Origin of the sequence: Candidatus Pelagibacter communis (assembly GCF_001180185.1) — a bacterium.
Classification (GTDB): domain Bacteria; phylum Pseudomonadota; class Alphaproteobacteria; order Pelagibacterales; family Pelagibacteraceae; genus Pelagibacter; species Pelagibacter ubique_F.
In genome coordinates this window covers 67,663-89,535 of record NZ_CVSS01000008.1, presented here as the reverse complement: position 1 = coordinate 89,535, position 21,873 = coordinate 67,663, and the positions used below count along the sequence as shown (strand labels likewise).

Below are 21,873 nucleotides of genomic sequence, written 5' to 3'. Positions count from 1 at the left end.
ATGAGCAGAACCTTTCAAATCTATCTTATTTCTGACTCAACTGGTGAGACATTAGATAGAATTTTTCTAGCTTTAAAAGCACAATTTTCAAATATCGAATACAAAGTTCATTCATATTCTTTTACTAGAACGGAAAACCAAATTATAAAAATATTAGGTAATGCTAAAAAAAACAAAAATTCAATTATTTTATATACAATAGTTGACAACAGCTTAGCTAAATTTCTTGCAAATCAAAGCGAAGACAAAGGGCTTCCATGCTTTGGTGTTTTAGGAAATTTAATACTTAGTTTTTCTAAATTACTAAATCAAAAAGCCTCTCATGAGCCAAGTGGACAACACGTATTAAATGAAGAATATTATCAGAGGATAGAAGCTATACAATTTACAATGAACCATGATGATGGAAATTTATTAAACGATGTGGGTAAGTCAGATATTGTTTTATTAGGCGTTAGTAGAACTAGCAAAACACCAACTTCTATTTACTTGGCAAATAAAGGTTATAAAACTTCTAATATCCCATTAGTAAATGAAAACTCAATACCAAAAATATTAAAAAGTGATCCTAAAATTAGTTGTGTTATTGGATTAAATACAGAAGCGCAAAGATTAGTAGATTTAAGGAAAAATCGAATGAATTCTTTAAAGGAAACAGAAAATAAAAAATATACAAATATAGAAAATATTCAAAAAGAAATTGATAATGCAAAAAAAACTTTCAAAAAATATGGTTGGCCAACTATTGATGTAACAAGAAAATCTGTTGAAGAAACAGCTGCCTCAGTAATTAAAATTTATGAAATTTATAGTCAAAAATGATGGATAAGATTATCTTAGCCTCAAAAAGCAAAGTAAGAAAAAATATTTTAAATTCAAATGGTATAAGTTGTGATGTGATACCATCAAACGTTGATGAAGATACTGTAAAAATATCATTAAGTAAAGAAAACGCCTCACCAGAGATAATTTCAAAAAATTTAGCAGAGTTAAAGGCAAATAAAGTAAGCGCCAAATATAGAGATTATATGGTGCTTGGAGCTGATAGTGTTATAGATTTAGATGGTAGCATCTTATCAAAACCAAATAATAGAACTGAAGCATTTGATATTTTAAAATTACTTAACAATAAATCACATTATTTAATAAGCTCAGTATGTATATCTAGAGGTGGTAATATGATCTGGAATTATACTGACAAAGCAATATTAACTATGAAAAATTTTTCTGATGATGAACTTAAGTTATATTTATCCAAAATATCAGATGAAGCTTTATATGCTTACAATGTTTACCAAATTGAAGGTGAGGGAAGAAAACTATTTACAGATATAAAAGGAGACGAAAATACTATAATGGGCCTTCCAATTGACAAAATTAAGGATTATCTAAAAAATTATGAATAAATATCTAGTAATTGGCAATCCAATAGATCATTCTCTATCTCCACTTTTACATAATTATTGGTTTAAAAAATATAGATTTTCTGACTCAATTTATGAAAAGAAAAAAGTAGAGAAGGGTGATCTAAAAAAAATAGTTGAACAAATTAAAAAGGAAGAAATAAAAGGTGTAAATGTAACGGTTCCTTTTAAACGAGAAATATTTAATTATATTGACGATGCACCACAAGATGTTCAGTTGACCAAATCTGTAAATACATTAGTTAAAGAAAATGATAAAGTTGTTGGATACAACACAGATCAACAAGGTTTTGAGATTAGTTTAGTGAAAAATGATTGGTTTTCTAAAAATAAAAAAGTTTTAATAATTGGTGCAGGAGGTGTTACTCCTTCCATTTTGTCAAGTTTTATCAAAATTAATGGAGCTAAAAAAATTTATTTAACCAATCGAACGCGAGAAAAAGCAGAAGAGTTAAAAAAATTATGGGATACAGCACCTGGTATTCTTCAAATTAAAGAAGATACTATAGAAATTATTGACTGGGAGAAAAAATGTGAATTATGTGATTTGGTCATAAATACAACCAGTGTCGGTTTGAAAAAAGATGAAAAAATTAATTTTGATTTTAGTGATTATATAAATAAAAAAGAAGTCTTGTTTTACGACCTAATTTACAACCCTAGAGAAACAAATTTTCTTAAGGAGGCAAAAATTAGGGGAAACAAAACTATGAATGGAAAAATGATGTTTTTGTGGCAAGCGCATTTGGCTTTTAAAATGTGGACAGGTGTTAGTCCTAAAATTAATGATGAAGTAATTAAATTATTGGATTAATGATCAAAATTGGAATTTTAGGTGATATTGGATCAGGAAAAAGTTACATAGCCAGGTGCTTTAGATATCCAGTATTTAATGCTGATAATGAGGTAAGTAAGTTATATAAAAATGATATTAAAGTTTTTAAAAAACTTAAAAAATCTCTACCTAAATTTATTTATTCTTTTCCAATCAGTAAAAATGAAATTACAAGAGCAATATTATTTAATAAAGACAATTTGAAAAAAATAGTAAAAATTGTTCATCTCGAAATAAAAAAGAAGATGAATGTTTTTTTAAAAAAACATGAAAATAAAAAGATAGTCGTTTTAGATATTCCTCTTCTATTAGAAAATAAGATCAATAGTAAGAAAGATATTCTAGTTTTCGTTGAGTCAAAAAAATCTGAAATTTTAAAAAGATTAAAAAATAGGAATAATTATAATAAAGAACTTTATAAAAAGTTTAAAAATATTCAGTTACCACTGAATTATAAAAAGAATAAATCTCAATTTATTATAAAAAATGATTTTACTGATAAATCTGTTAAAAGAGCCATTAAAAATATTTTAAGTCAAATTATATAAATGAAAGAAATAGTATTAGACACAGAGACAACAGGTATATCAATTAAAGAGGGCCATAGAATTGTTGAAATTGGATGTATCGAGCTTAATAACTTAGTTCCAACAAAAAATAAATTTCATTGTTATTTAAATCCTGAAAGAAAGGTATCAGAAAAAGCTTTCAAGGTACATGGTTACTCTGACGATTTTTTGTCTAAACAAAAAAAATTTAAAGAAATTGCTCAAGAATTTTTAAATTTTATTGAAGGAAAAAAGTTAATTATACATAATGCTGAATTTGATTTAGGTCATATTAATAATGAATTAAAACTTCTTGGAATAAATAAAATTAATAACGAAGTAATTGACACACTTGTTTTGGCTCGAGACAAGTTTCCAGGCTCTGGAATAAGTCTCGACGCTCTATGTAAAAGATACAGGATCGATAACTCTAAAAGAGTACAACATACCGCTCTCATTGACTGTGATTTATTATCAAAAGTTTATATAAATTTGATTGATCAAAAAGAACCAATGCTTGAATTTAACGAACCGGAGCAAAAACATTTTGATTTAAAAAATAAAAATGTTGATTACTGTAAAAAAATTATAAATCCTTCTCCAGAGGAACTAGTTAAACATAATCTTTTTTTGAAAAAAAACTTAAAAAAAAACTTTTTTAATTAAACCGTTCGTTATACAGTTTGTTAAAATCTATTTTTTTTTCAATTTTCAAACCAGGGTGACCTGAATTGTGAATTAGATTTAAAAAAGCTTTTTCTAAATCAGGATAAATTTGTGATGGTACATCACAAAGAATTATTTTTTCTAATTCTTTTTTTTCCTTAATATCATCTCCTACTTTAATTATCGTAGCATAAACTATTTCATAATGTGATTTTTTTTGATTAGGTTCTTTATCTTCAAATTTAAGAGTAGTATTTATTTCAACTAGTTTATCCTTTAAAGCTTTAGAATTAATGTCAATATTTAACTGGTATTTAGAAATATTTTCTTTTACAAATAAAAAAGTTTCAATGTCCGGTGTTTCACTTGACATATCTTTAATGTAATTTGCTAAAATTTTAAACTTTTCTGTCATCATTGTCTTCTATATCTTCATATTCTCCTTCAATGAAATCATTTTTTTTTTCTTTAGTATCCTTAAATTTTTTTGAAAATTTTCCAAATATTAATTTTCTCGTTATAGGAAATATAAATAAGAAACCCAAAAAATCCGTGGCAAAGCCTGGTATAATTAAAAGGACAGCTGCAAAAGCTATAGCTGCTCCTGAAATTATTTCATAGGCAGGGATTTCATTTTTAATCATCTGAAGGAAACCTGATTTAATAGTATTTAAACCCTCATACTTTGCATAATATACGCCGATAAATGCAGTAACAAATATTAGCAAAATTGTATTAAAAGCGCCAATTTGAGAGCCTATCTTAATAAAAAGGTAAATTTCTAAAATTGGAATTAAAATAATTGATAATAAAACTGAGTTCATTTGTCTTTAATGTAATTGTTAGTTGAAATTAATCAACATAGTAATTACATTTAGGTAATGAATTATAGTTTTGAATACATAGATATAATATTACTTGCGATGATCGCAGGGTTCATTTTTTTAAGATTGAGAGGCATTTTAGGAAAAAGAACTGGTTTTGAAGGAGAACCTCCCTCACAATTCGAAAAAGTTTTAAATAATATTCAAAGCGATCAAAAAATCTTTAAAAAAGAAAATTTTGATCACAAAGCTCAACAAGAATTTTTAAAAGGAGCTAAAATTGCTTATGAAACAATCATAACTGACTTTAGTGATAATGATAATAAATTGATAGCTAGCAAACCTTTGTTAAGCAATAAAATTCATGATCAATTTGAAGCTGCTCTTAAGGAAAGAAGTAAAAGAGGTCATTATGCTGAAATAACTTTTATAGGAGTTAAATCAGCTAAAATTAAAGAACATAAAATGTTAGATAAAACATTAAATGTGACAGTAGATTTCGTAAGTGAAGTGATCACTTGTATTAGAGATATAGATAAAAAAATTATTTCAGGCGATCCTGAAAAAATAAAAAAAATTTATGATACATGGGTTTTTTCGAGAGACACCAGATCAAATAATCCTAACTGGCAATTAGTAGATACGCTTACATAGTTGAACGATAAAATTTCAGAAAAAGATAAGAAGGATTGGGAAAAGTTCTTATCTAATGATGAAAAATTACCTAACAAAGATTTAGATTCGTCAGTGGGTAAAACCACAAAAATTAAGCGTATTGATTTACATGGTTTTACATTAGGAGAGGCTAATAAAACTATTGAAAAATTTATTAATGACTCACATACAAATGGGGTTACAAAAATTGTTGTTGTGACTGGCAAAGGTCTCCATTCAGATGTTGAAAAAGATCCTTATATTTCAAAAGATTTGAGTATATTAAAAAATTCCGTTCCAGAATTTATTAAAAATAACTTTAATTTGATGAAAAAGATTATTGAGATAAAAGAAGCTAAAATCAAAGATGGCGGTAGCGGTGCTTTTTATATTTTCTTAAAAAAAAAATTATAAAATAAATTTTGATAAATCAGTATCTTTTACAAGAGTATCTAAATTTTTATTTATATATTCTTTGTTAATGATAATTTTTTCACCCGCCCTATCAGTAGCTGTAAAACTTATATCGTCTAAAATTTTTTCTATTATTGTGTGAAGTCTTCTGGCGCCAATATTTTCAACAGTTGCATTTACTTCAGATGCAATTTTTGCAATAGTGTCTATTCCATCATCAGAAAATTCTAAATTCACATTTTCAGTTTTAAGAAGCGCAACATATTGTTTTATTAAGCTATAGTCTGGTTCTCTTAGAATTCTTTTAAAATCTTCGCTTGTTAGAGCTTCTAACTCAACTCTAATAGGCAATCTACCTTGAAGTTCAGGCAATAAATCTGATGGTTTCGCAAGTTGAAATGCTCCTGATGCAATAAATAAAATATGATCTGTTTTTATAGGTCCGTGTTTAGTATTTACAGTAGTTCCCTCAATCAATGGCAACAAATCCCTTTGCACACCTTCTCTTGATACATCACCACCTACTCTATCAGTTCTTGCTGAGATTTTATCTATCTCATCTAAAAATACAATTCCGTTATTTTCAGTAGATAATTTTGCAGCTTTTATTATTTTGTCTTGTTCAATTAATTTATCAGATTCATCGTTTATCAAAATTTCATGAGACTCTTTTACGGTCATTTTCTTTTTTTTTTCTTTATTGCCCATAGATTTACCGAGCATCTCTCCAATATTAATCATTCCCACATTAGCTCCAGGCATACCTGGTATTTCAAATGATGTTCCACCAGAACCAGTATCACTTACTGCTATTTCTATTTCATTGTCATCTAAATCACCATTTCTAAGTCTTTTCCTAAAGCTTTCTCTTGTAGCTAAACTTGCTTTTTTACCCACTAAAGCATCTAAGACTTTTTCTTCAGCAGCTTTTTGTGCTTTTGTAAAAACTTCTTTCCTTTTCTTAACTTTTTCCATAGATATTGCGATTTCAATCAAATCTCTAACTATTTGTTCAACATCTCTTCCAACATAACCAACTTCTGTAAACCTTGTGGCTTCAACTTTTACAAAAGGCGCTTCTGCAAGTTTAGAAAGTCTTCTAGAAATCTCTGTTTTACCAACTCCAGTTGGACCAATCATCAAAATATTTTTGGGTAAAATTTCATTTTTCATCTCACCTTTAAGCGCTAGTCTTCTCCATCTATTCCTTAAAGCAACAGCAACAGCTTTTTTTGCTTTATTCTGACCTACAACAAACCTATCTAATTCTGAAACTATTTCTCTTGGTGAAAGAGAGCTTACCAAAGAAGCTTCTTCTTTTTTATTTTTTTCTTTAGGATGTAAAGGTGTTACGTTTTGATTTTCCATTATATTTTCTCAATTTTTACATTATCGTTTGTAAATACACAAATATCAGCAGCAACTTTTATTGCCTTTTTTGCAACTTCCTCTGCTGACATTTTTCCTTCCATTAAAACTTTTCCTGCTGCTAAAGCATAGTTACCCCCTGAACCAATTCCAATAACATCTCCTTCGGGTTCTAAAACATCACCAGTCCCAGAAATTATATAACTATTATTTTTATCTCCTACAGCCATAAGAGCCTCTAGTCTTCTTAAATATTTATCAGTTCTCCAATCCTTAGCTAGCTCTACTGCGGCTCTAGACAAATTTCCCGCATGTTTCTCAAGTTTACCCTCTAATCTTTCAAATAGAGTTAGAGCATCAGCAGTAGATCCCGCAAATCCAGCAACTACATCTCTTTTTTCAATTTTTCTCACTTTTGAAGCAGTACTTTTAACGACTGTATTTCCCATACTAACCTGTCCGTCACCAGCGACTACTACTTCGTTATTCTTTCTAACTAAAACAATTGTTGTCATAAACAATAAATGGTAATTAATTTTGATACTTCAAGTCCAGATACAAATATTGATATAGGTGGATTATGTCTGTATACCTCTAAAATATATGACCAGAAAAGGGAAAGTATCTAGAAAAACAAAAGAAACTAGCATTAGTGTTGAGTTAAATATTGATGGTAAGGGCAAGTATCAAGTTGACACCGGAATAGGTTTTTTAGATCACATGCTTGAACAATTATCCAAACACTCTTTAATTGATTTAAAAGTAAAAGCAAAAGGAGATACTCATATTGATCTTCATCACACTACAGAAGACACAGGTATAGCTATAGGAGAAGCATTGAAAAAAGCAGCCAAAAAATTTATAGGAATTAAAAGGTATGCGCATTCTATGATACCAATGGATGAAACATTATCTCGTGTTGCAATTGATGTTTCAAATAGACCTTATTTAATTTGGAAAGTAAAATTAAAAGTTGAGAAACTAGGAGAAATGGATACTGAGTTATTCAAAGAGTGGTTTCAGGCTTTTTCACAATCTGCTGGTATTACTTTGCATATAGAAAATATTTATGGTGATAATAGTCATCATATTATCGAGTCTTGTTATAAGGGATTAGCAAGATCTTTAAGAGCAGCATTAGAGTTGGATCCTAGAAATAAAAAGAGCGTTCCATCCACTAAAGGTTCATTATAAGTTTGATGAAGGTCACAATTGTTGATTATAATTCTGGTAATATAAGTTCTGTAATAAATTCTTTTAAAGAAGTTGCTCAAGATAAAGTAAATATTGAGGTTACTTCAGATTTAAATAAAATTAAATTGAGTGATAAAGTAGTCTTGCCAGGGCAGGGCTCATTTAAAAGCTGTGTAGAAGCTTTAAATAAAATTAATGGACTTTCAGATACATTAAATGAATTTGCAATAATGTATAAAAAACCTCTTCTCGGGATTTGTGTTGGCTTACAAATGTTTGCTGATATTGGTTACGAAGAAATTGAAACTGAAGGGTTAGGTTGGATTTCAGGAAAAGTTGCAAAAATAGATAATCAAAATGGTAAATATAAACTTCCTCATATTGGCTGGAACCAAATCAGTATTGTAAAAGATAGTAAAATTTTTAAAGATGTAGAAAATAATTCTCATATGTATTTTGTTCATAGCTATGAATTTATACCAGAGGATAAAAAAGTGATTTTAGCGACAACAGATTATTCAACAAATATTGTTTGCTCTGTCGAAAAAGAAAATATTTTTGGAACTCAATTCCACCCAGAGAAAAGTGATAAGATGGGACTTAAAATAATTGATAATTTTATAAGTTTATAAAATAAATATGAAAATATTCCCGGCTATAGATATTAAAGATAAAAAATGTGTAAGGTTAGTAAAGGGAGATTTTGAAAATAAAACTGAGTACGAAATGTCTCCAGTTGAACAAGCTAGTAAATATAAAAATTATGGTTTTAAAAATTTACACATTGTAGATCTAGATGGAGCTTTAAATGGTGAAACAGTTAATTTAAATATTATCCAGAATATAGTTGGCAAATTTAATTTAAAAGTCGAGGTAGGTGGTGGAATCAGAAATCTTGATAGTATTCAAAGATATATTGATGCAGGTGCTGAGAAAACAATTTTAGGAAGTGCTGCAATAAAAGATAAAAACTTTTTAAAAGAAGCATGTGAAAAATTTCCAAATAAAATTGCCTTAGGTTTGGATGCTAAAGATGGTTATCTGTCGGTATCTGGATGGACAGAAAAATCTAATCAATTGACTTTAGATTATTTAAAAGAGGTTAATGATTATGGAGTTAGTAGATTGATTTATACTGATATTAACCGAGATGGCTCGAAACTAAGCCCAAATTTTGATGAAACAGCAAAAGTTGCTGAGATATCAAATTGTCCAGTAATTATATCTGGTGGAGTTTCGTCAATAGATGACATTAAAAAAGCAAAGAATTTAAAAAATGTTGAGGGTATAATAGTTGGTAAAGCTATTTATGATGGTGATATAAAATTAGAAGAGCTTGTAAAAGAAGATGCTTAAAAAAAGAATAATTCCTTGTTTAGATGTAAAAAATGGACGTGTTGTTAAAGGAATAAACTTTGTGGATCTAAAAGATGCCGGAGATCCCGTTGAGCAAGCAAAAATTTACAGTGATGGTGGGGCAGATGAAATTTGTTTTCTTGATATTACTGCATCAAATGAAAATAGAGCTATTATTTATGAAGTTGTAGAAAAAACTTCAAAGAAATGTTTTGTACCTCTAACAGTTGGTGGTGGCATAAGAAGTGTGGAGGATATTTACAAATTACTAAATTGTGGTGCAGATAAAGTTTCCATAAATACTGCTGCAGTTGAAAATTCAAAAGTTGTTATTGATAGTTCAAAAAAATTTGGATCCCAATGTATTGTAGTTGCAATTGATGCAAAAAAAAATGAGGATAAGTGGGAAGTATTTACTCATGGAGGAAGAAATAATAGTGGTATTGATGCATTAGAGTACGCAAAACAGATGGAAGACAATGGTGCAGGAGAATTACTAGTAACTTCTATGGATAGAGATGGAACACAAGTTGGATATGATATTGATCTAATGTCTAAAATTTCATCAAAAGTAAATATTCCGGTAATTGCTTCAGGTGGTGTAGGTAATTTAGATCACTTAGTTGATGGAATAAAATTAGGAAAAGCTAGTGCCGTTCTTGCTGCATCTATATTTCATTACGGAAAACATTCAGTAAAAGAAGCGAAGGAATATTTGGACTCAAAAGGAATACCTGTTAGAATTTGACATGCTTAGTACGTTAGAAAATTTATTTAATCTTGCGAGGGAAAGAAAAAAATCGCCTGTAGATGGATCTTATACAAATAAATTACTTAGCGATAAGTCTTTAAGTAAAGAAAAAGTTCTCGAGGAAATAAATGAGTTGATAGAAGCTGTTGAAAATAATTCAAACACAATTCATGAAGCTGCAGATGTCTTTTATCATTTGATAATGTATTTAGAGGCTAATGAGGTAAAAATTGAAGATGTTATGGATGAATTAAATAAAAGAAAAAAATGAGTTACGATGATAACAACGTCTTTGCAAAAATTTTGAGGGGAGAAATTCCTTGTAAAAAAATTTATGAAGATGATTTTGTTTTATCTTTTCATGATATTAATCCTCAAAAAAAAATTCATGCATTAGTAATTCCAAAAGGGAAATATATTGATTTGGATGATTTTTGTGTAAATGCATCACCAAAAGAAATGGTTGGATTATTGAAAGGAATTAATATTGTAGCAAAGAAACTTGGGATTTCAGTTGATACAGGGAAGGGATATAGGGCATTAGCTAATATTAATGAAGATGGGGGACAAGAAGTTCCTCATTTACACTTTCACCTATTTGGTGGCGAAAAAGTGGGAAAAATGGTTGTGTGAAAGAGACTATCGTTCGTAATTATTTAGAGATTAAATCAATCAATTGTTTAATTGAAAGTGTTTCTCCACAGGTAGAATGTTCCACACATATTGTAAAACCAGATGATTTTCAGATTAATAAATTTTTTTATAAAAATGTTGGAAAAAAACATAAATGGATTGATCGTCTGACCTGGTCAGAAAAAGATTGGATTAAATATTCATCTGATCCTAGATTAGATACATATATTCTAAAGGTTAAAGATGATTTGGCAGGATATTTTGAGCTGATATTTCATTCAAAGCTTCAAGAGATAGAAATCGCATATTTTGGACTATTAGAGGAATATCAAAATAAAAAACTAGGCGGTTATATGCTCACTACAGCAATAAAAAAATCTTTTAAAAAGGATGTTAAAAGAGTTTGGGTTCATACATGTTCTCTTGATCATAAGAACGCATTAGATAACTATTTAGCAAGAGGTATGAAAATTTACAAAAAAGAAACTATTAGAATTTAGTTTATAGGAGGAAGTTTAAAAAAATTTTTTTCTAATATTTGATTTTTTCTAATAGTATACAGGTAAGTAATATTTAAGTTTTGATATATATCTAAAGTTTGCCAACCAATTAATTCATAATTTTGTGCATCAAAAAATATATTAATCTCATTTTCATTTTTAAAAAATGTAAAATTAACAAATTTATTATCAACAACTCTTTCTTTTAAATTTTGTATTTCTTGAATCAAAAAATTTTTATCAAGTATATAATTTAACGGCGTTCTCTCTATTCTGTATCGATAATAATTTCCGTTGTTTGTCTTAATTACAAGAGATGTACCATTAGAAACTAAAATTTTATTGTTTAATTTATCATATCTACAGAAAATTTTTTTTGGATACTGAATAACACAATCTCCTGTTTCAATTTTACCATTAATATTTTGTTCAAATTTAAAGCTTAAATTTTCAATACTATTTAAATTATTTATTATTTTATCCTTGATTGCCGCCAGTCCTAAATTAGGAAAATTAATAATAATAAGTAATAAAAAAAACCTTTTCATCAAAGCACATCTCTTTTACCAACATGGTTTGCCTTACTTACCACACCTTCACTCTCCATCATATCAATAATTCGAGCAGCCCTATTATACCCAATTTGCAATTTCCTTTGCAAAAAGGAAGTAGAGGCTTTACCTTCAGATTTAATTATTTCCAATGCTGTTTCATAAAGTTCATCTTTATCATTATTATTCTTAAGTCCATCTCCTATTTCTTTTTCATCTGCAAAATTTAAAATTTCATCCACGTAATCCGGTTCTTGTTGTGATCTTATAAAGTTATTAATTTTTTCTATTTCGTTATCTGACACAAATGGAGCATGAATTCTCAAAATTTTATTTGCAGATGACATATAAAGCATATCGCCTTTACCTAATAATTGCTCAGCACCTTGCTCTCCTAATATTGTTCTACTATCTATTTTAGATGTAACTTGAAATGAAATTCTAGTTGGGAAATTAGCTTTTATTGTTCCAGTTATTACATCCACGCTTGGTCTTTGAGTGGCCATAATTATATGTATTCCAGCTGCCCTAGCCATTTGGGATAATTTTTGAATATAATTTTCTATTTCTTTTCCAGCCACAAGCATTAAATCAGACATTTCATCAACTACGACAACTATGTAGGGCATCGGTAACTTGTGTTTTACATTATAACTATCAATGTTTCTCACTCCCTCTTTCGTCATCAAGCGATATCTACTCTCCATTTCTTTTACTACCCAACCGAGGACAGATGCAGCTTTCTTAGCCTCAGTTATTACTGGACAAATAAGATGTGGGATACCCTCATAAGTAGACAGTTCTAACATTTTTGGGTCTATTAAAATAAACTTACATTTTTCAGGTGTATGTTTATATAAAAGAGATAGAATAATCGTATTAATGCAAACTGATTTTCCTGAACCTGTTGTACCGGCAATCAATAAATGAGGCATTGAAGCTAAATCTCCCACTACAGGAGTGCCAGATATATTTTTTCCAAGCGCAATTGGTAATTTAATATCTTTTTTCTTAAATTCAGTTTTATCCAAAATTTCACTTAAATAAACATTTTCTCTTAAATTGTTTGGTAATTCAATGCCGACAGTATTGCTTCCTGGTATGGTAGCTATACGCGCAGACTCCGAACTAGTGTTTCTTGCTATATCATCTGAAAGATTAATTATCTTTGATACTTTTACGCCTGCAGCAGGTTCAAATTCATTTAGTGTTACAACTGGTCCATGACTTACTTTTTTAATACTTCCGTTTACACCGAAGTCTAATAAGATTTTTTCAAGAAATTCAGGATCATAACTGACAACTTTACTTGTTTCTTCTCTCTCTTTTTTACTTGGAGTGTTTAGTAAATCTAAATTTGGGAGTTTGAATTTTGTTTTCTCATTTTCTTTCATTTTTTCCGCTTTTATAAATGGTAAATCCTCTTGTATTAAATTTTTAATTTCATCCTGAGGTATGTACTCACTTATAATTTCGCTTTTATCAGTATAAGATTTGGTATTTTTTCTACTAATAAAATTAAAAATTTTTTTTAAAAAAAGTAAAAATTTTTTATAATTAAAATTAACACTAATCAAAAATAATCCAATTGTAATTAAAATTAAAAAATAATAAGAAAAAGTTTTTTGAAAGTTTATTAAGTTAACAAAAAAGGAATCAACAAAATATTCCCCTACAAATCCACCATTTCCATTTATATATAATTCAAAAGTATTTTTATAAAAAAAATTTAAAAATATTGTACCGAAAATACAATAAAGAATTATATAAAAATTATTTTCAATTATTAGAAAAATATTTTTTCCTCTGAACATATTAATTCCAGTTATAAAAAGTGATATTGATACGAGGTATGACATGATCCCAATTGATTGAAAGAATAAATCCGAAATATAGCTACCTTGAAAACCTAAAAAATTTTTAATTTCAGTGTTTTCTGGAAATATAAAATTCGGGTCATCAGGAGAATATGAGATTAAAGCTATAAATAGCAAAAAACCAATCAGAGATACAGATGTACCTAATATTTCGATCAATCTATTTATTGTAAATTTGAGTACTATTTTTGTTATTTTTTTAATATTCATTTTAATGAATCAAATTTAACACTTTGTATCATCATATTTTTATTGTTAAAATTAATTTGTTATGAAAGTTTGTATTATTGGTGACGGCTTAGTTAGCTTAACATTGGCAAAAATGCTAATTCAAAAAGATATATTAGTAGAAATTTTATCAGGAAAAGAAAATAGTAAATATGATAAATCAAGAACTTTAGGGATTTCCAAGTCTAATGCTGATTATTTTAATAAGGAAATATTGAATATAAATAATATTTTGTGGAATATTCGTAATATTAAGGTCTATACAGAAAAAAATTTAAAAGAGGAAATTTTAAATTTTAAAAACAACAAACAAATTTTTTCAATAGTTAAAAATTTTAATTTACAAAAATTGTTATTTAAGAATTTGAAAAAAAGTAAATTAATAAGATTTAAAAAAGTTAATGATTATAAAAATTTAATCAAACAGAAGTATAATTTGATTATAAATTGTAACTCAAAACATGAAATCACAAAAAAATTTTTTTTTAGAAGACTAGAAAAGAATTATAATAGTTTTGCTTACACAACTATTATTTTTCATAAAGAAACTAATAATAATACAGCATTTCAATATTTTACAAAAAATGGACCAATAGCATTTTTGCCAATCTCAGAAAACCAAACATCTGTAGTTTATTCTTTTAAATCAAGAAATAAAATTGAAATTTCTGAAATAAAAAAATTAATTCATAAATATAATCCCATGTACGATATAAAAAAAATTGATGAATGTAGTTGTTTTAAGCTTAAAGCTTCAAATTTAAGACAATACTATAAGGATAATATTCTTGCTTTTGGTGATTTATTACACTCTATTCATCCATTAGCCGGTCAAGGATTTAATATGTCATTAAGAGATATTAATCTCTTATCAAGTTTAATTGATAAAAAAATGAATTTAGGACTAGATATAGATAGATCAATATGCCATGATTTTACAATTAACTCACAAGATAAAAATTTCTTATTTTCATCTGGTATCGATTTAATTTATGAATTGTTTAATTTTGAAAGTAAAATAAACTCAGACATATTAAGCAAATCAATATATGCTTTAGGGAAGAATAAATTTATCAATTCGTCTCTTCAAAAATTTGCCGACAAGGGCTTAAGATCTTAAATTTATTGCAAAGTTGTATTATGAAATTCGTCGTATGTGTATGTAGATAAAATTTCTGCTATCTTGTTTTTTCTTATATCTAAACTTAAGGCTTCTAATAACACTTGTTTTTCCTCTAAAGTAAATGGAGATGCCATAGCTAAAGCATTTATTGTCTCATGTAAGCTTTGTTTCTCAAGTGCATTCCAATTAATAATAAATCCTTTTTTTTCAAATAATTTTTTAAGATCTCTGAAAACAAGTTCCAAATCAGAAAATTTTAACTCTTCTTTTTCCTCATTTAAATCCCCCAAAAAAGTTTGGTAATCTACTTTACACTCTCTATATTTTTTTTTTGTATCTAACTCTTTTAATATTTTAAATCTAATAATTCCTCGTAAATCAATAAGAAATCTTCCATCTTCTGTTTCTTTAAATCCTGTAATTTTACCAAGACAACCTATATTATGTAAATTTGGAAGTTTTGATTTTGAACCTTTTGTTAAATTTGGCTTAGGCTGTATCATTCCTATGAATTTATTTGATTTCATACTATCATTAACCATATCAATGTATCTAGGTTCAAAAATATTCAAAGGGACTGTGGTTTTGGGAAAAATTATAAAGTTACTTAATGGGAAAATAGGTATATTTTTTGGTAAATTATTCATAAATAAATTTATATTAAATGGAAGATTATATTCAACTAATAAATAAGGCAAAAAATTTTTATAAAATAAATAAATTTGAAGAAGCTAAAATCAGCCTTTTAAAGGTTATTAATAATTTTGAGTTAGAATCAAAGATAAAGCTAAATATTTTATTATTATTGGCAGACACTTTAAGTAAATTAAATAATTTTCAGGATGTGAAATATTATCTTTTTGAATATCAAAAAATTAATCCAAACAATTCTGGTGTGTTAAATATGATTGCAAATAATTTTCTTAGAATGAAAGACTTCAAAAAGGCAGAGGACTATTATTTAAAATCAGTTTCCATCAATGAAAAAAATGAGACGGCACTAATAAACTTAGCAATCTTACTTGAGAATCTTGGCAGAAATTCAGAGTCATTAAAATTTTACAAAAAAGCACTAAATTTAAATCCAAAGAATCTGAGTGTTCTATACAATATGTCTAAATTAGATAAAAAGATACCTTATAATCAAGACATCCCAAATATAGAAAAGTTTATTAAGTTTGGAAAGGATGAATATTTTAATATTGCATCAGGTTATTTTTTATTAGCAAAAAAAGAAAATGAAAAAAAGAACTTTAAAAAAGAGGTATTTTTTTTAGAAAAAGCAAATCATTATTCTTTCAAAAGCAAAGATAAAGTAAACAAACAAGCACTAAATTATTGGTTTGAAATTATACCAAACAAGTTTGATAAATTTTATTTTTTAGAACAAACAAAAAATCAAAATAAGATTGAAAATATGTTTCCAATATTCATAATTGGATTGCCTAGGTCAGGTTCTACTGTTACAGAGCAAATTATATCATCTGGTAAGAATGAAATTGAAGATTTAGGAGAGACTAATCTAATTAATTGGTCACTATTAAATACTCATAGAAATGAGCTTTTTGAAGAACAAAGTAATATTGATAAAATTGAAGTTGACATAAGTATAATTTTAAAAAAATTGCTTAATTCTTATAAAAATCTCAATGTTTCAATTAAAGATAAAAAAGTTTTCTTTTTAGATAAGTCATTAGAAAATTTTTATTATGTAGATTTGATATTAAGAATTTTCCCAAATGCTAAATTTATACATACCCACAGAGATATAAGAGACAATGTTTTTGCAATTTATAAAGAATTTTTGAGTCAAATTTCATGGTCGCACTCTATCAATGATATAATCAGGTATGTTGATAATTACTTAAAAGTAATCGAAAAACAATTAGTAAAAAATGAAAAAAAAATATTATCCATATCTTTAGAAGATCTTACTAAAAACCCAAAAAGAATATCTCAAAAAATTTATGAATTTTGTAATTTAGATTGGGATGAAAATTGTATAAATTTCCATAAAAGGGATGATTTATTTTCTAAAACTGCCAGTAGCAACCAAATAAGATCAGGTATTAAAGTTTACGATAAAAAAAAGTACGAAGACTATGATTTCTTGATAAAAGATTTTGAAAAAGATTTTGAATGGCTTAAATCGTAATTTACTTAAAAGATATAAAATTTGACTATTACTTGCATTTTTAAAAACCGCTAACTATAATGTTTCTTAATAAGCGGGCATAGCTCAGTGGTAGAGCGTCTCGTTGCCAACGAGAAGGTCGAGGGTTCGACCCCCTTTGCCCGCTCCATTAGATTATGAGTGATTTGACAGAAAAAAAATGTGCTCCTTGTGAAGGAGGTGTTATGCCTTTTGATATTTCTGAAATTCATAAATATCAGAAAAAAGTTGATGGTTGGAATGTGGTCAAAAACAACAAAAGCATTTTTTATTTAGAGAAAAGTTTTAAATTTAAAAATTTTTTAGATAGTCAAAATTTTGTTAACAAAGTTGGAAAAATTTCTGAGGAAGAAGGTCATCATCCAGATATCATTTTTGGTTGGGGCTATGCAAAGATAAACATCACTACACATGCTATAGAGGGTCTGTCTGAGAATGACTTCATTTTAGCTGCCAAAATTGACAACATTTCTAATGTTTAAAATGTCTTGTTTTTGAAAATAATAAAACTGTATTAGTTTGATTTGCAAACTTTACAATTTCTTTGTCCTTTATTGACCCTGCTGGCTGAATAATTGCGGTAACTCCGGACTGAATTAATTTTTCAATTCCATCAACAAATGGAAAAAAAGCGTCAGAAGCTGCTACTAAATCATTAGATTTCAATGAAAATTTTTTCATTTTTTTAATTGCAATTTTGCAACTATCAAGCCTACTTGGTTGTCCTGAACCAATACCAAACGTTGATTTATTTGATGCTAAAACTATAGCATTGGATTTAACATGTCTGCATATATTAAATGCAAATATTAAATTTTCTAATTGAGTTTTGGTTGGCTTATTTTTTGAAACTATTTTAAAATTATTTTTTGTAAATTTTTGTATATCTGCTGATTGAACTAAAATATTTTCATTATTAGAATTCAATTCTAAATTTTCAGTTGGTTTGAAATTTGACGCATCTATCAATCTTAAATTTTTTTTCTTTTTAAGAATTTTTAAAGCACTAGCTTCAAAGTTATTTCCGATTACAACTTCCAAAAATAATTTGCTTAATTCTAACGCTAATCTTTTATTTATTTTAAAATTACACGAAATTATTCCTCCAAAAGCACTTATAGGATCACATGCAAGTGCAGATTTATAGCACTCTATCGAGTCTTTTATGATAGACACACCACATGGGTTAGCGTGTTTTACAATTACAACTCCGCGATTTTTAGGTAAAGATTTTGAAATCTTTATTGCTGTAAAGATATCATTATAATTATTAAAACTTAATTGTTTTCCACTAAGTTGCTTTATATTGATAGAGCTATTTTTTGAGTATATAGCACTCTTTTGATGAGGATTTTCTCCATACCTCAGTTTTTCAATTAAATTTCCATAAATTATTTTTTTTTTAGGCAAAATATTGTTAGACAAATTTTGAAAATAATTTGAAATAACAGCGTCATAATATGAGGTTTCTGTAAATGCTATTTCAGACATTTTTTTCCTAAAATTTAAGGATGTAGCACCTTTAAATCGAACCAACTCATCTATTAGCTCATTATATTGGTTACAATTTGTAATCACCGTAACATCATTATAATTTTTTGCTGCACTTCTTACTAAAGTGGGACCACCAACATCAATATTCTCAATTATTGTATTATGATTTGATGAATTTTCTAAAGTTTTTTCAAATGGATAAAAATTTACAATTACAAGATCGATATTTTCAAAATTATTTTTCCTTAAGTCTCGAATGTGTGATTTATTTTCTCTTATATTTAAAATTCCCGCATGGATTTTAGGATGTAATGTCTTTACTCGTCCTCCTAAAATTTCAGAAGATCCAGTAAATTCTGATATTTCAGCACATTTAAAATTTAATTTTTTTATAAATTTATAAGTTCCACCAGAACTAATTATTTCAACTTTATTTTTTTTTAAAATACTTAATAAAGGCTTTAAGTTTTGTTTATCATGTACTGAAATTAGTGCTTTTTTTATTTTTCTCATTAGATTTTATTTATTTGCCAAATAATATTTTCATTTTGATTATTAGTTATGCCAGAAATAAAAATATTTTGGTTTTGAATATATGAATTTTTATTACCGAAATATAAACCATTATCAATATTTATATCAAAGTTATCACAAGTAAATTTCCAAGCCTCATCCTCCAATTCTATTAAAATTGTTTTGTTGTTCTGTGTTTTCATTAATTTTACATTAGGTTCAAGATGAAATCTAATGTCGAATTTAATATTTATATTATTTTTTTTATTAATAATTTTATCTGTTCCAATAAATTTAGATTGTTCAGGATAAAATTCTATTTCTCGTTCATGAGTTGTATTATATTTTTTACCATATCCGTCGTGTGAAGCGCTTATTTTCCAATAATTTTTTTCAAAAACAATATTTTTTTTTAAAATTTTTAAAATATTTTCCACTATATAATTTTTATTATTTTTTCTGTATTGGCACGAAGAATTGTCATCAATTACTAATGTACTATGTGTTGCGGTCGATTTTGATAACTTAATTAATTCAATATTTTTTCCCTCATAATAACCACAATTACTTATTAATTTTTTTCCATTAGAATTTATTTCAAAAGAGAGAGCCCCAGATTGATAATTTGATGAAAATTTTGAGGAAGGCGATGAACCAACATCCATTACAATTGAAATTTTTTTATTATATAAAATAGCGTAACCACCAAGTTCTTTGTTATCATTTTTAAAAGTGTAACCAAACCTCTTAAGATATTGGTCAAATTCAGAATTATTAGAAATGTTATTTCCATTCATTAAAATATTTGTCTCCGTATTTTGCCATATAAAAGCATAACCTTGTCCTAAATAATAAATTGTTTCATCAATATGTTCAGGAATTTCAATTTGAGCTTCTTTAAACCATTCTCTAATTAAAATGTAATATTTTAGGTAGAAAATTAATTGTTTTATGTTTCTAGATTTTGGAAAACCCAAATTATCAAAAGTTAATAAAGATATTTTTTTTAATAAATTAAGGCCGAATGTTAGATAGGTATTTTCATCTTTGTAGCTTAGACCAACTAAAATTATAGCCGCACAACCTATTAATTTATCATCAACTATTTTTGAACTTTTTATCTCATTTATTAAATGATTCGCTTGTTTTTGTATCATTATGTTAAATGTTTTTAGATACTCGTTGTTACTTTCTTCTATTGTTAAATTGTAATTTGATAACCAGGATATGATTCTTTTTGATGTTAGGTCAAATTCCCAACTATTAGAGTTATATTTTGAATTATTACTGATCCAATCAGATATTATTTTTTGTATTTTTTCTTTTGAGGATTTTAAATCTAAGCTAAAAAACCAATAAAAATTATTAAGTTTTTTTAAATTTTTATTATCTTTATTTTTATTATCCCATAAATTTTTAATATCTATTTCATTAATATTAATTTTTTCTTTTTGATATTTAATTAATGCTGAAAGTAAATGAGGACTTGGTTTATAAAATAAGTCATTATTATCTATTTTAGAAATTTTTTTATCATAATAATTTGAATTTAAATAAAAACTTCTTAAATACCTATTAGTGTTTGTTAAAAACTGATAAATGAAATTTAAGGAATTTCTTAAAATCATTTCATTATAAAGATTTTAGTAAATCAATATTTTTTTTAATATCCCCATTATTACTTTTAAATATTGTAGTTCCTGATACTAAAATATTAGCACCCGCTTGAATTGCAATTTTTGAATTTTCAAAATTTATTCCACCATCTATTTCTATGTCAAAATCTAAATTTTGACTTTTTTGAATATTCTTAAGCTCTTTAATTTTTTCTAATACTTCTGGCATAAATTTTTGTCCTCCAAAACCAGGATTAACACTCATTATTAGCACTAAATCAATTTGATTAAGATAATTTTTAATTACACTTACATTAGTCTCTGGGTTCAACGAAACACCAACCTTTTTTTTTAATTTTTTAATCTTAGAAATTGAAGATAATAAATCTTCTGTTGCCTCAGGATGAATAGTAATTATGTCCGCACCAGCATCAGAGTAAGCTTCTATATATTTATGAACTGGAGAAATCATTAAATGAACATCAAATTTAATAGAGCAGTTTTTCTTTAAAGCTTTTATTACAGGAGGTCCTATTGTAAGATTAGGAACAAAGTGGCCGTCCATCACATCAACATGTATTAAGTCAGCACCTCCTTCCTCGAGTCTTTTAATTTCGTTACCTAACTGACTAAAATCAGCAGATAAAATTGAGGGTGAAATTTGTATTTTTTTCATTTAATACTAAATTGATTAGTATCAAGTTTTAAAATTTTATTGAATTAAAAAATTGATAAATTTGTCGTGATATCTCACTTTCAAGTGGAAAAGAAAGCATTCCCATAACTGAGTACCCTAAAATATATGGCATTAGATAAAATCTTATCATAAAAAAGAACCAGGCAACGTATAGAGGAATCAGTGGTTGGATAATAAATGAAGGTGTTACTGGTTTAAAAACAGATAGTAAAGGATTTGTAAATTTTACGAAAACTCTCATAAAAAAAAATTCCGAGTCTTCTCTTTGAAAAATGTTCATTGCAACTCTTCCAACTAAAGTCCACATTACAATCCCAAGGATATAATCAACTATATATACTAGAGGGTGAAAATTAGCAGACATTGGTAAATATATATTTGATAATGAAAGTAAGTTAAAGGGGCGAAATTAATCGCCCCTAAAAAAAGATTAT

General features: G+C 27.0%; 28 protein-coding genes and 1 tRNA gene. 18 read left to right on the top strand and 11 right to left on the bottom strand.

All coding sequences use genetic code 11. From position 1 onward, the window contains the following. From AMN95_RS00760 to dnaQ, 5 genes are read left to right on the top strand one after another with little or no spacing between them, the layout of a single operon-like run. Entirely contained in the window at positions 1–822 is an 822-nt protein-coding gene (locus tag AMN95_RS00760) for a pyruvate, water dikinase regulatory protein (protein ID WP_075522098.1), read from the top strand. Beyond that, positions 819–1,406 carry a Maf family protein gene (locus AMN95_RS00755; RefSeq protein WP_082256644.1) on the top strand — a complete coding sequence of 196 codons (588 nt, stop codon included), beginning with the start codon at positions 819–821 and terminating at the stop codon, positions 1,404–1,406. Before AMN95_RS00760 ends, AMN95_RS00755 begins: the two co-directional genes overlap by 4 nt. Continuing rightward, a complete protein-coding gene (aroE, locus tag AMN95_RS00750) occupies positions 1,399–2,238 on the top strand; it encodes a shikimate dehydrogenase (protein WP_082256643.1) in 840 nt (279 codons plus the stop codon). The genes AMN95_RS00755 and aroE overlap by 8 nt, the downstream gene beginning before the upstream one ends. Beyond that, positions 2,238–2,807, top strand: coding sequence for a dephospho-CoA kinase (gene coaE, locus AMN95_RS00745; RefSeq protein WP_075522096.1), 570 nt, complete (start codon positions 2,238–2,240; stop codon positions 2,805–2,807). The genes aroE and coaE overlap by 1 nt, the downstream gene beginning before the upstream one ends. Continuing rightward, a complete protein-coding gene (dnaQ, locus tag AMN95_RS00740; protein WP_075522095.1) occupies positions 2,808–3,473 on the top strand; it encodes a DNA polymerase III subunit epsilon in 666 nt (221 codons plus the stop codon). On the opposite strand, the gene AMN95_RS00735 is transcribed toward dnaQ, so the two are convergent. Continuing rightward, positions 3,466–3,888, bottom strand: coding sequence for a protein-export chaperone SecB (locus tag AMN95_RS00735; protein WP_075522094.1), 423 nt, complete (start codon positions 3,886–3,888; stop codon positions 3,466–3,468). The genes dnaQ and AMN95_RS00735 overlap by 8 nt on opposite strands. Then, the gene (locus AMN95_RS00730; protein ID WP_075522093.1) at positions 3,872–4,297 is read right to left on the bottom strand and encodes an FxsA family protein; all 426 of its coding nucleotides are present in this window, start codon (positions 4,295–4,297) and stop codon (positions 3,872–3,874) included. The genes AMN95_RS00735 and AMN95_RS00730 overlap by 17 nt, the downstream gene beginning before the upstream one ends. A 57-nt stretch (positions 4,298–4,354) precedes the next feature. Between AMN95_RS00730 and AMN95_RS00725 the strand changes: the two genes are divergently transcribed. After that, a complete protein-coding gene (locus AMN95_RS00725; protein WP_075522092.1) occupies positions 4,355–4,951 on the top strand; it encodes a Tim44/TimA family putative adaptor protein in 597 nt (198 codons plus the stop codon). Next, positions 4,952–5,365: a Smr/MutS family protein gene (locus AMN95_RS00720; protein WP_075522091.1), complete on the top strand. Its 414-nt coding sequence runs from the start codon at positions 4,952–4,954 to the stop codon at positions 5,363–5,365. Here the strand turns inward: AMN95_RS00720 and hslU are convergent. Beyond that, the gene (gene hslU, locus AMN95_RS00715) at positions 5,360–6,733 is read right to left on the bottom strand and encodes an ATP-dependent protease ATPase subunit HslU (RefSeq protein ID WP_082256642.1); all 1,374 of its coding nucleotides are present in this window, start codon (positions 6,731–6,733) and stop codon (positions 5,360–5,362) included. The two genes, AMN95_RS00720 and hslU, sit on opposite strands and share 6 nt — an antisense overlap. Then, entirely contained in the window at positions 6,733–7,248 is a 516-nt protein-coding gene (gene hslV, locus AMN95_RS00710; protein WP_075522090.1) for an ATP-dependent protease subunit HslV, read from the bottom strand. Before hslV ends, hslU begins: the two co-directional genes overlap by 1 nt. Before the next feature lie 88 nt (positions 7,249–7,336). On the opposite strand from hslV, the gene hisB reads away from it, so the two are divergent. The 7 genes from hisB to AMN95_RS00675 are packed head-to-tail and all read left to right on the top strand — an operon-like array spanning position 7,337 to position 11,167. Then, on the top strand, positions 7,337–7,927 hold the full coding sequence (hisB, locus tag AMN95_RS00705; RefSeq protein ID WP_075522089.1) for an imidazoleglycerol-phosphate dehydratase HisB: 591 nt from the start codon (positions 7,337–7,339) through the stop codon (positions 7,925–7,927). 5 nt (positions 7,928–7,932) lie between these two features. Then, positions 7,933–8,559, top strand: coding sequence for an imidazole glycerol phosphate synthase subunit HisH (gene hisH / locus AMN95_RS00700; RefSeq protein ID WP_075522088.1), 627 nt, complete (start codon positions 7,933–7,935; stop codon positions 8,557–8,559). A gap of 7 nt (positions 8,560–8,566) precedes the next feature. Beyond that, the gene (gene hisA, locus AMN95_RS00695; protein WP_075522087.1) at positions 8,567–9,283 is read left to right on the top strand and encodes a 1-(5-phosphoribosyl)-5-[(5-phosphoribosylamino)methylideneamino]imidazole-4-carboxamide isomerase; all 717 of its coding nucleotides are present in this window, start codon (positions 8,567–8,569) and stop codon (positions 9,281–9,283) included. Further along, entirely contained in the window at positions 9,276–10,031 is a 756-nt protein-coding gene (hisF, locus tag AMN95_RS00690) for an imidazole glycerol phosphate synthase subunit HisF (RefSeq protein WP_075522086.1), read from the top strand. The genes hisA and hisF overlap by 8 nt, the downstream gene beginning before the upstream one ends. 1 nt (position 10,032) lies before the next feature. Next, the gene (hisE, locus tag AMN95_RS00685; RefSeq protein ID WP_075522085.1) at positions 10,033–10,305 is read left to right on the top strand and encodes a phosphoribosyl-ATP diphosphatase; all 273 of its coding nucleotides are present in this window, start codon (positions 10,033–10,035) and stop codon (positions 10,303–10,305) included. Beyond that, positions 10,302–10,667, top strand: coding sequence for a histidine triad nucleotide-binding protein (locus AMN95_RS00680; RefSeq protein ID WP_075522084.1), 366 nt, complete (start codon positions 10,302–10,304; stop codon positions 10,665–10,667). The genes hisE and AMN95_RS00680 overlap by 4 nt, the downstream gene beginning before the upstream one ends. After that, positions 10,664–11,167 carry a GNAT family N-acetyltransferase gene (locus AMN95_RS00675; protein ID WP_075522083.1) on the top strand — a complete coding sequence of 168 codons (504 nt, stop codon included), beginning with the start codon at positions 10,664–10,666 and terminating at the stop codon, positions 11,165–11,167. Before AMN95_RS00680 ends, AMN95_RS00675 begins: the two co-directional genes overlap by 4 nt. Here the strand turns inward: AMN95_RS00675 and AMN95_RS00670 are convergent. Both AMN95_RS00670 and AMN95_RS00665 read right to left on the bottom strand, forming a co-directional pair. Continuing rightward, a complete protein-coding gene (locus AMN95_RS00670) occupies positions 11,164–11,715 on the bottom strand; it encodes a LolA family protein (RefSeq protein WP_075522082.1) in 552 nt (183 codons plus the stop codon). The two genes, AMN95_RS00675 and AMN95_RS00670, sit on opposite strands and share 4 nt — an antisense overlap. Continuing rightward, complete coding sequence (locus tag AMN95_RS00665; RefSeq protein ID WP_075522081.1) at positions 11,715–13,805, bottom strand: DNA translocase FtsK; 2,091 nt, start codon at positions 13,803–13,805, stop codon at positions 11,715–11,717. The genes AMN95_RS00670 and AMN95_RS00665 overlap by 1 nt, the downstream gene beginning before the upstream one ends. A 61-nt stretch (positions 13,806–13,866) precedes the next feature. Between AMN95_RS00665 and AMN95_RS00660 the strand changes: the two genes are divergently transcribed. Further along, entirely contained in the window at positions 13,867–14,943 is a 1,077-nt protein-coding gene (locus tag AMN95_RS00660; protein ID WP_075522080.1) for an FAD-dependent monooxygenase, read from the top strand. Positions 14,944–14,945: 2 nt separating this feature from the next. On the opposite strand, the gene AMN95_RS00655 is transcribed toward AMN95_RS00660, so the two are convergent. Further along, the gene (locus AMN95_RS00655; RefSeq protein ID WP_075522111.1) at positions 14,946–15,593 is read right to left on the bottom strand and encodes an LON peptidase substrate-binding domain-containing protein; all 648 of its coding nucleotides are present in this window, start codon (positions 15,591–15,593) and stop codon (positions 14,946–14,948) included. Positions 15,594–15,610: 17 nt separating this feature from the next. Here AMN95_RS00655 and AMN95_RS00650 point away from each other — a divergent pair, with 17 nt between their 5' ends. From AMN95_RS00650 to AMN95_RS00640, 3 genes are all read left to right on the top strand, one after another. Beyond that, positions 15,611–17,101 (top strand): tetratricopeptide repeat-containing sulfotransferase family protein, encoded by a 1,491-nt coding sequence (locus AMN95_RS00650; RefSeq protein WP_075522079.1) that lies wholly within the window; start codon positions 15,611–15,613, stop codon positions 17,099–17,101. A 73-nt stretch (positions 17,102–17,174) separates the two neighbouring features. After that, positions 17,175–17,249: transfer RNA gene (locus AMN95_RS00645), tRNA-Gly, on the top strand. A 7-nt stretch (positions 17,250–17,256) separates the two neighbouring features. Continuing rightward, positions 17,257–17,601, top strand: a complete 345-nt coding sequence (locus AMN95_RS00640; RefSeq protein WP_075522078.1) for a 4a-hydroxytetrahydrobiopterin dehydratase — start codon at positions 17,257–17,259, stop codon at positions 17,599–17,601. Here AMN95_RS00640 and purH read toward each other — a convergent pair. From purH to AMN95_RS00620, 4 genes are read right to left on the bottom strand one after another with little or no spacing between them, the layout of a single operon-like run. Further along, positions 17,591–19,126: a bifunctional phosphoribosylaminoimidazolecarboxamide formyltransferase/IMP cyclohydrolase gene (gene purH, locus AMN95_RS00635; RefSeq protein WP_075522077.1), complete on the bottom strand. Its 1,536-nt coding sequence runs from the start codon at positions 19,124–19,126 to the stop codon at positions 17,591–17,593. The two genes, AMN95_RS00640 and purH, sit on opposite strands and share 11 nt — an antisense overlap. Beyond that, on the bottom strand, positions 19,126–20,754 hold the full coding sequence (locus AMN95_RS00630) for a heparinase II/III family protein (RefSeq protein WP_075522076.1): 1,629 nt from the start codon (positions 20,752–20,754) through the stop codon (positions 19,126–19,128). The genes purH and AMN95_RS00630 overlap by 1 nt, the downstream gene beginning before the upstream one ends. 4 nt (positions 20,755–20,758) lie before the next feature. Next, positions 20,759–21,418, bottom strand: a complete 660-nt coding sequence (gene rpe / locus AMN95_RS00625; protein WP_075522075.1) for a ribulose-phosphate 3-epimerase — start codon at positions 21,416–21,418, stop codon at positions 20,759–20,761. 28 nt (positions 21,419–21,446) lie between these two features. Next, complete coding sequence (locus AMN95_RS00620) at positions 21,447–21,803, bottom strand: hypothetical protein (RefSeq protein WP_075522074.1); 357 nt, start codon at positions 21,801–21,803, stop codon at positions 21,447–21,449. Positions 21,804–21,873: the final 70 nt, after the last annotated feature.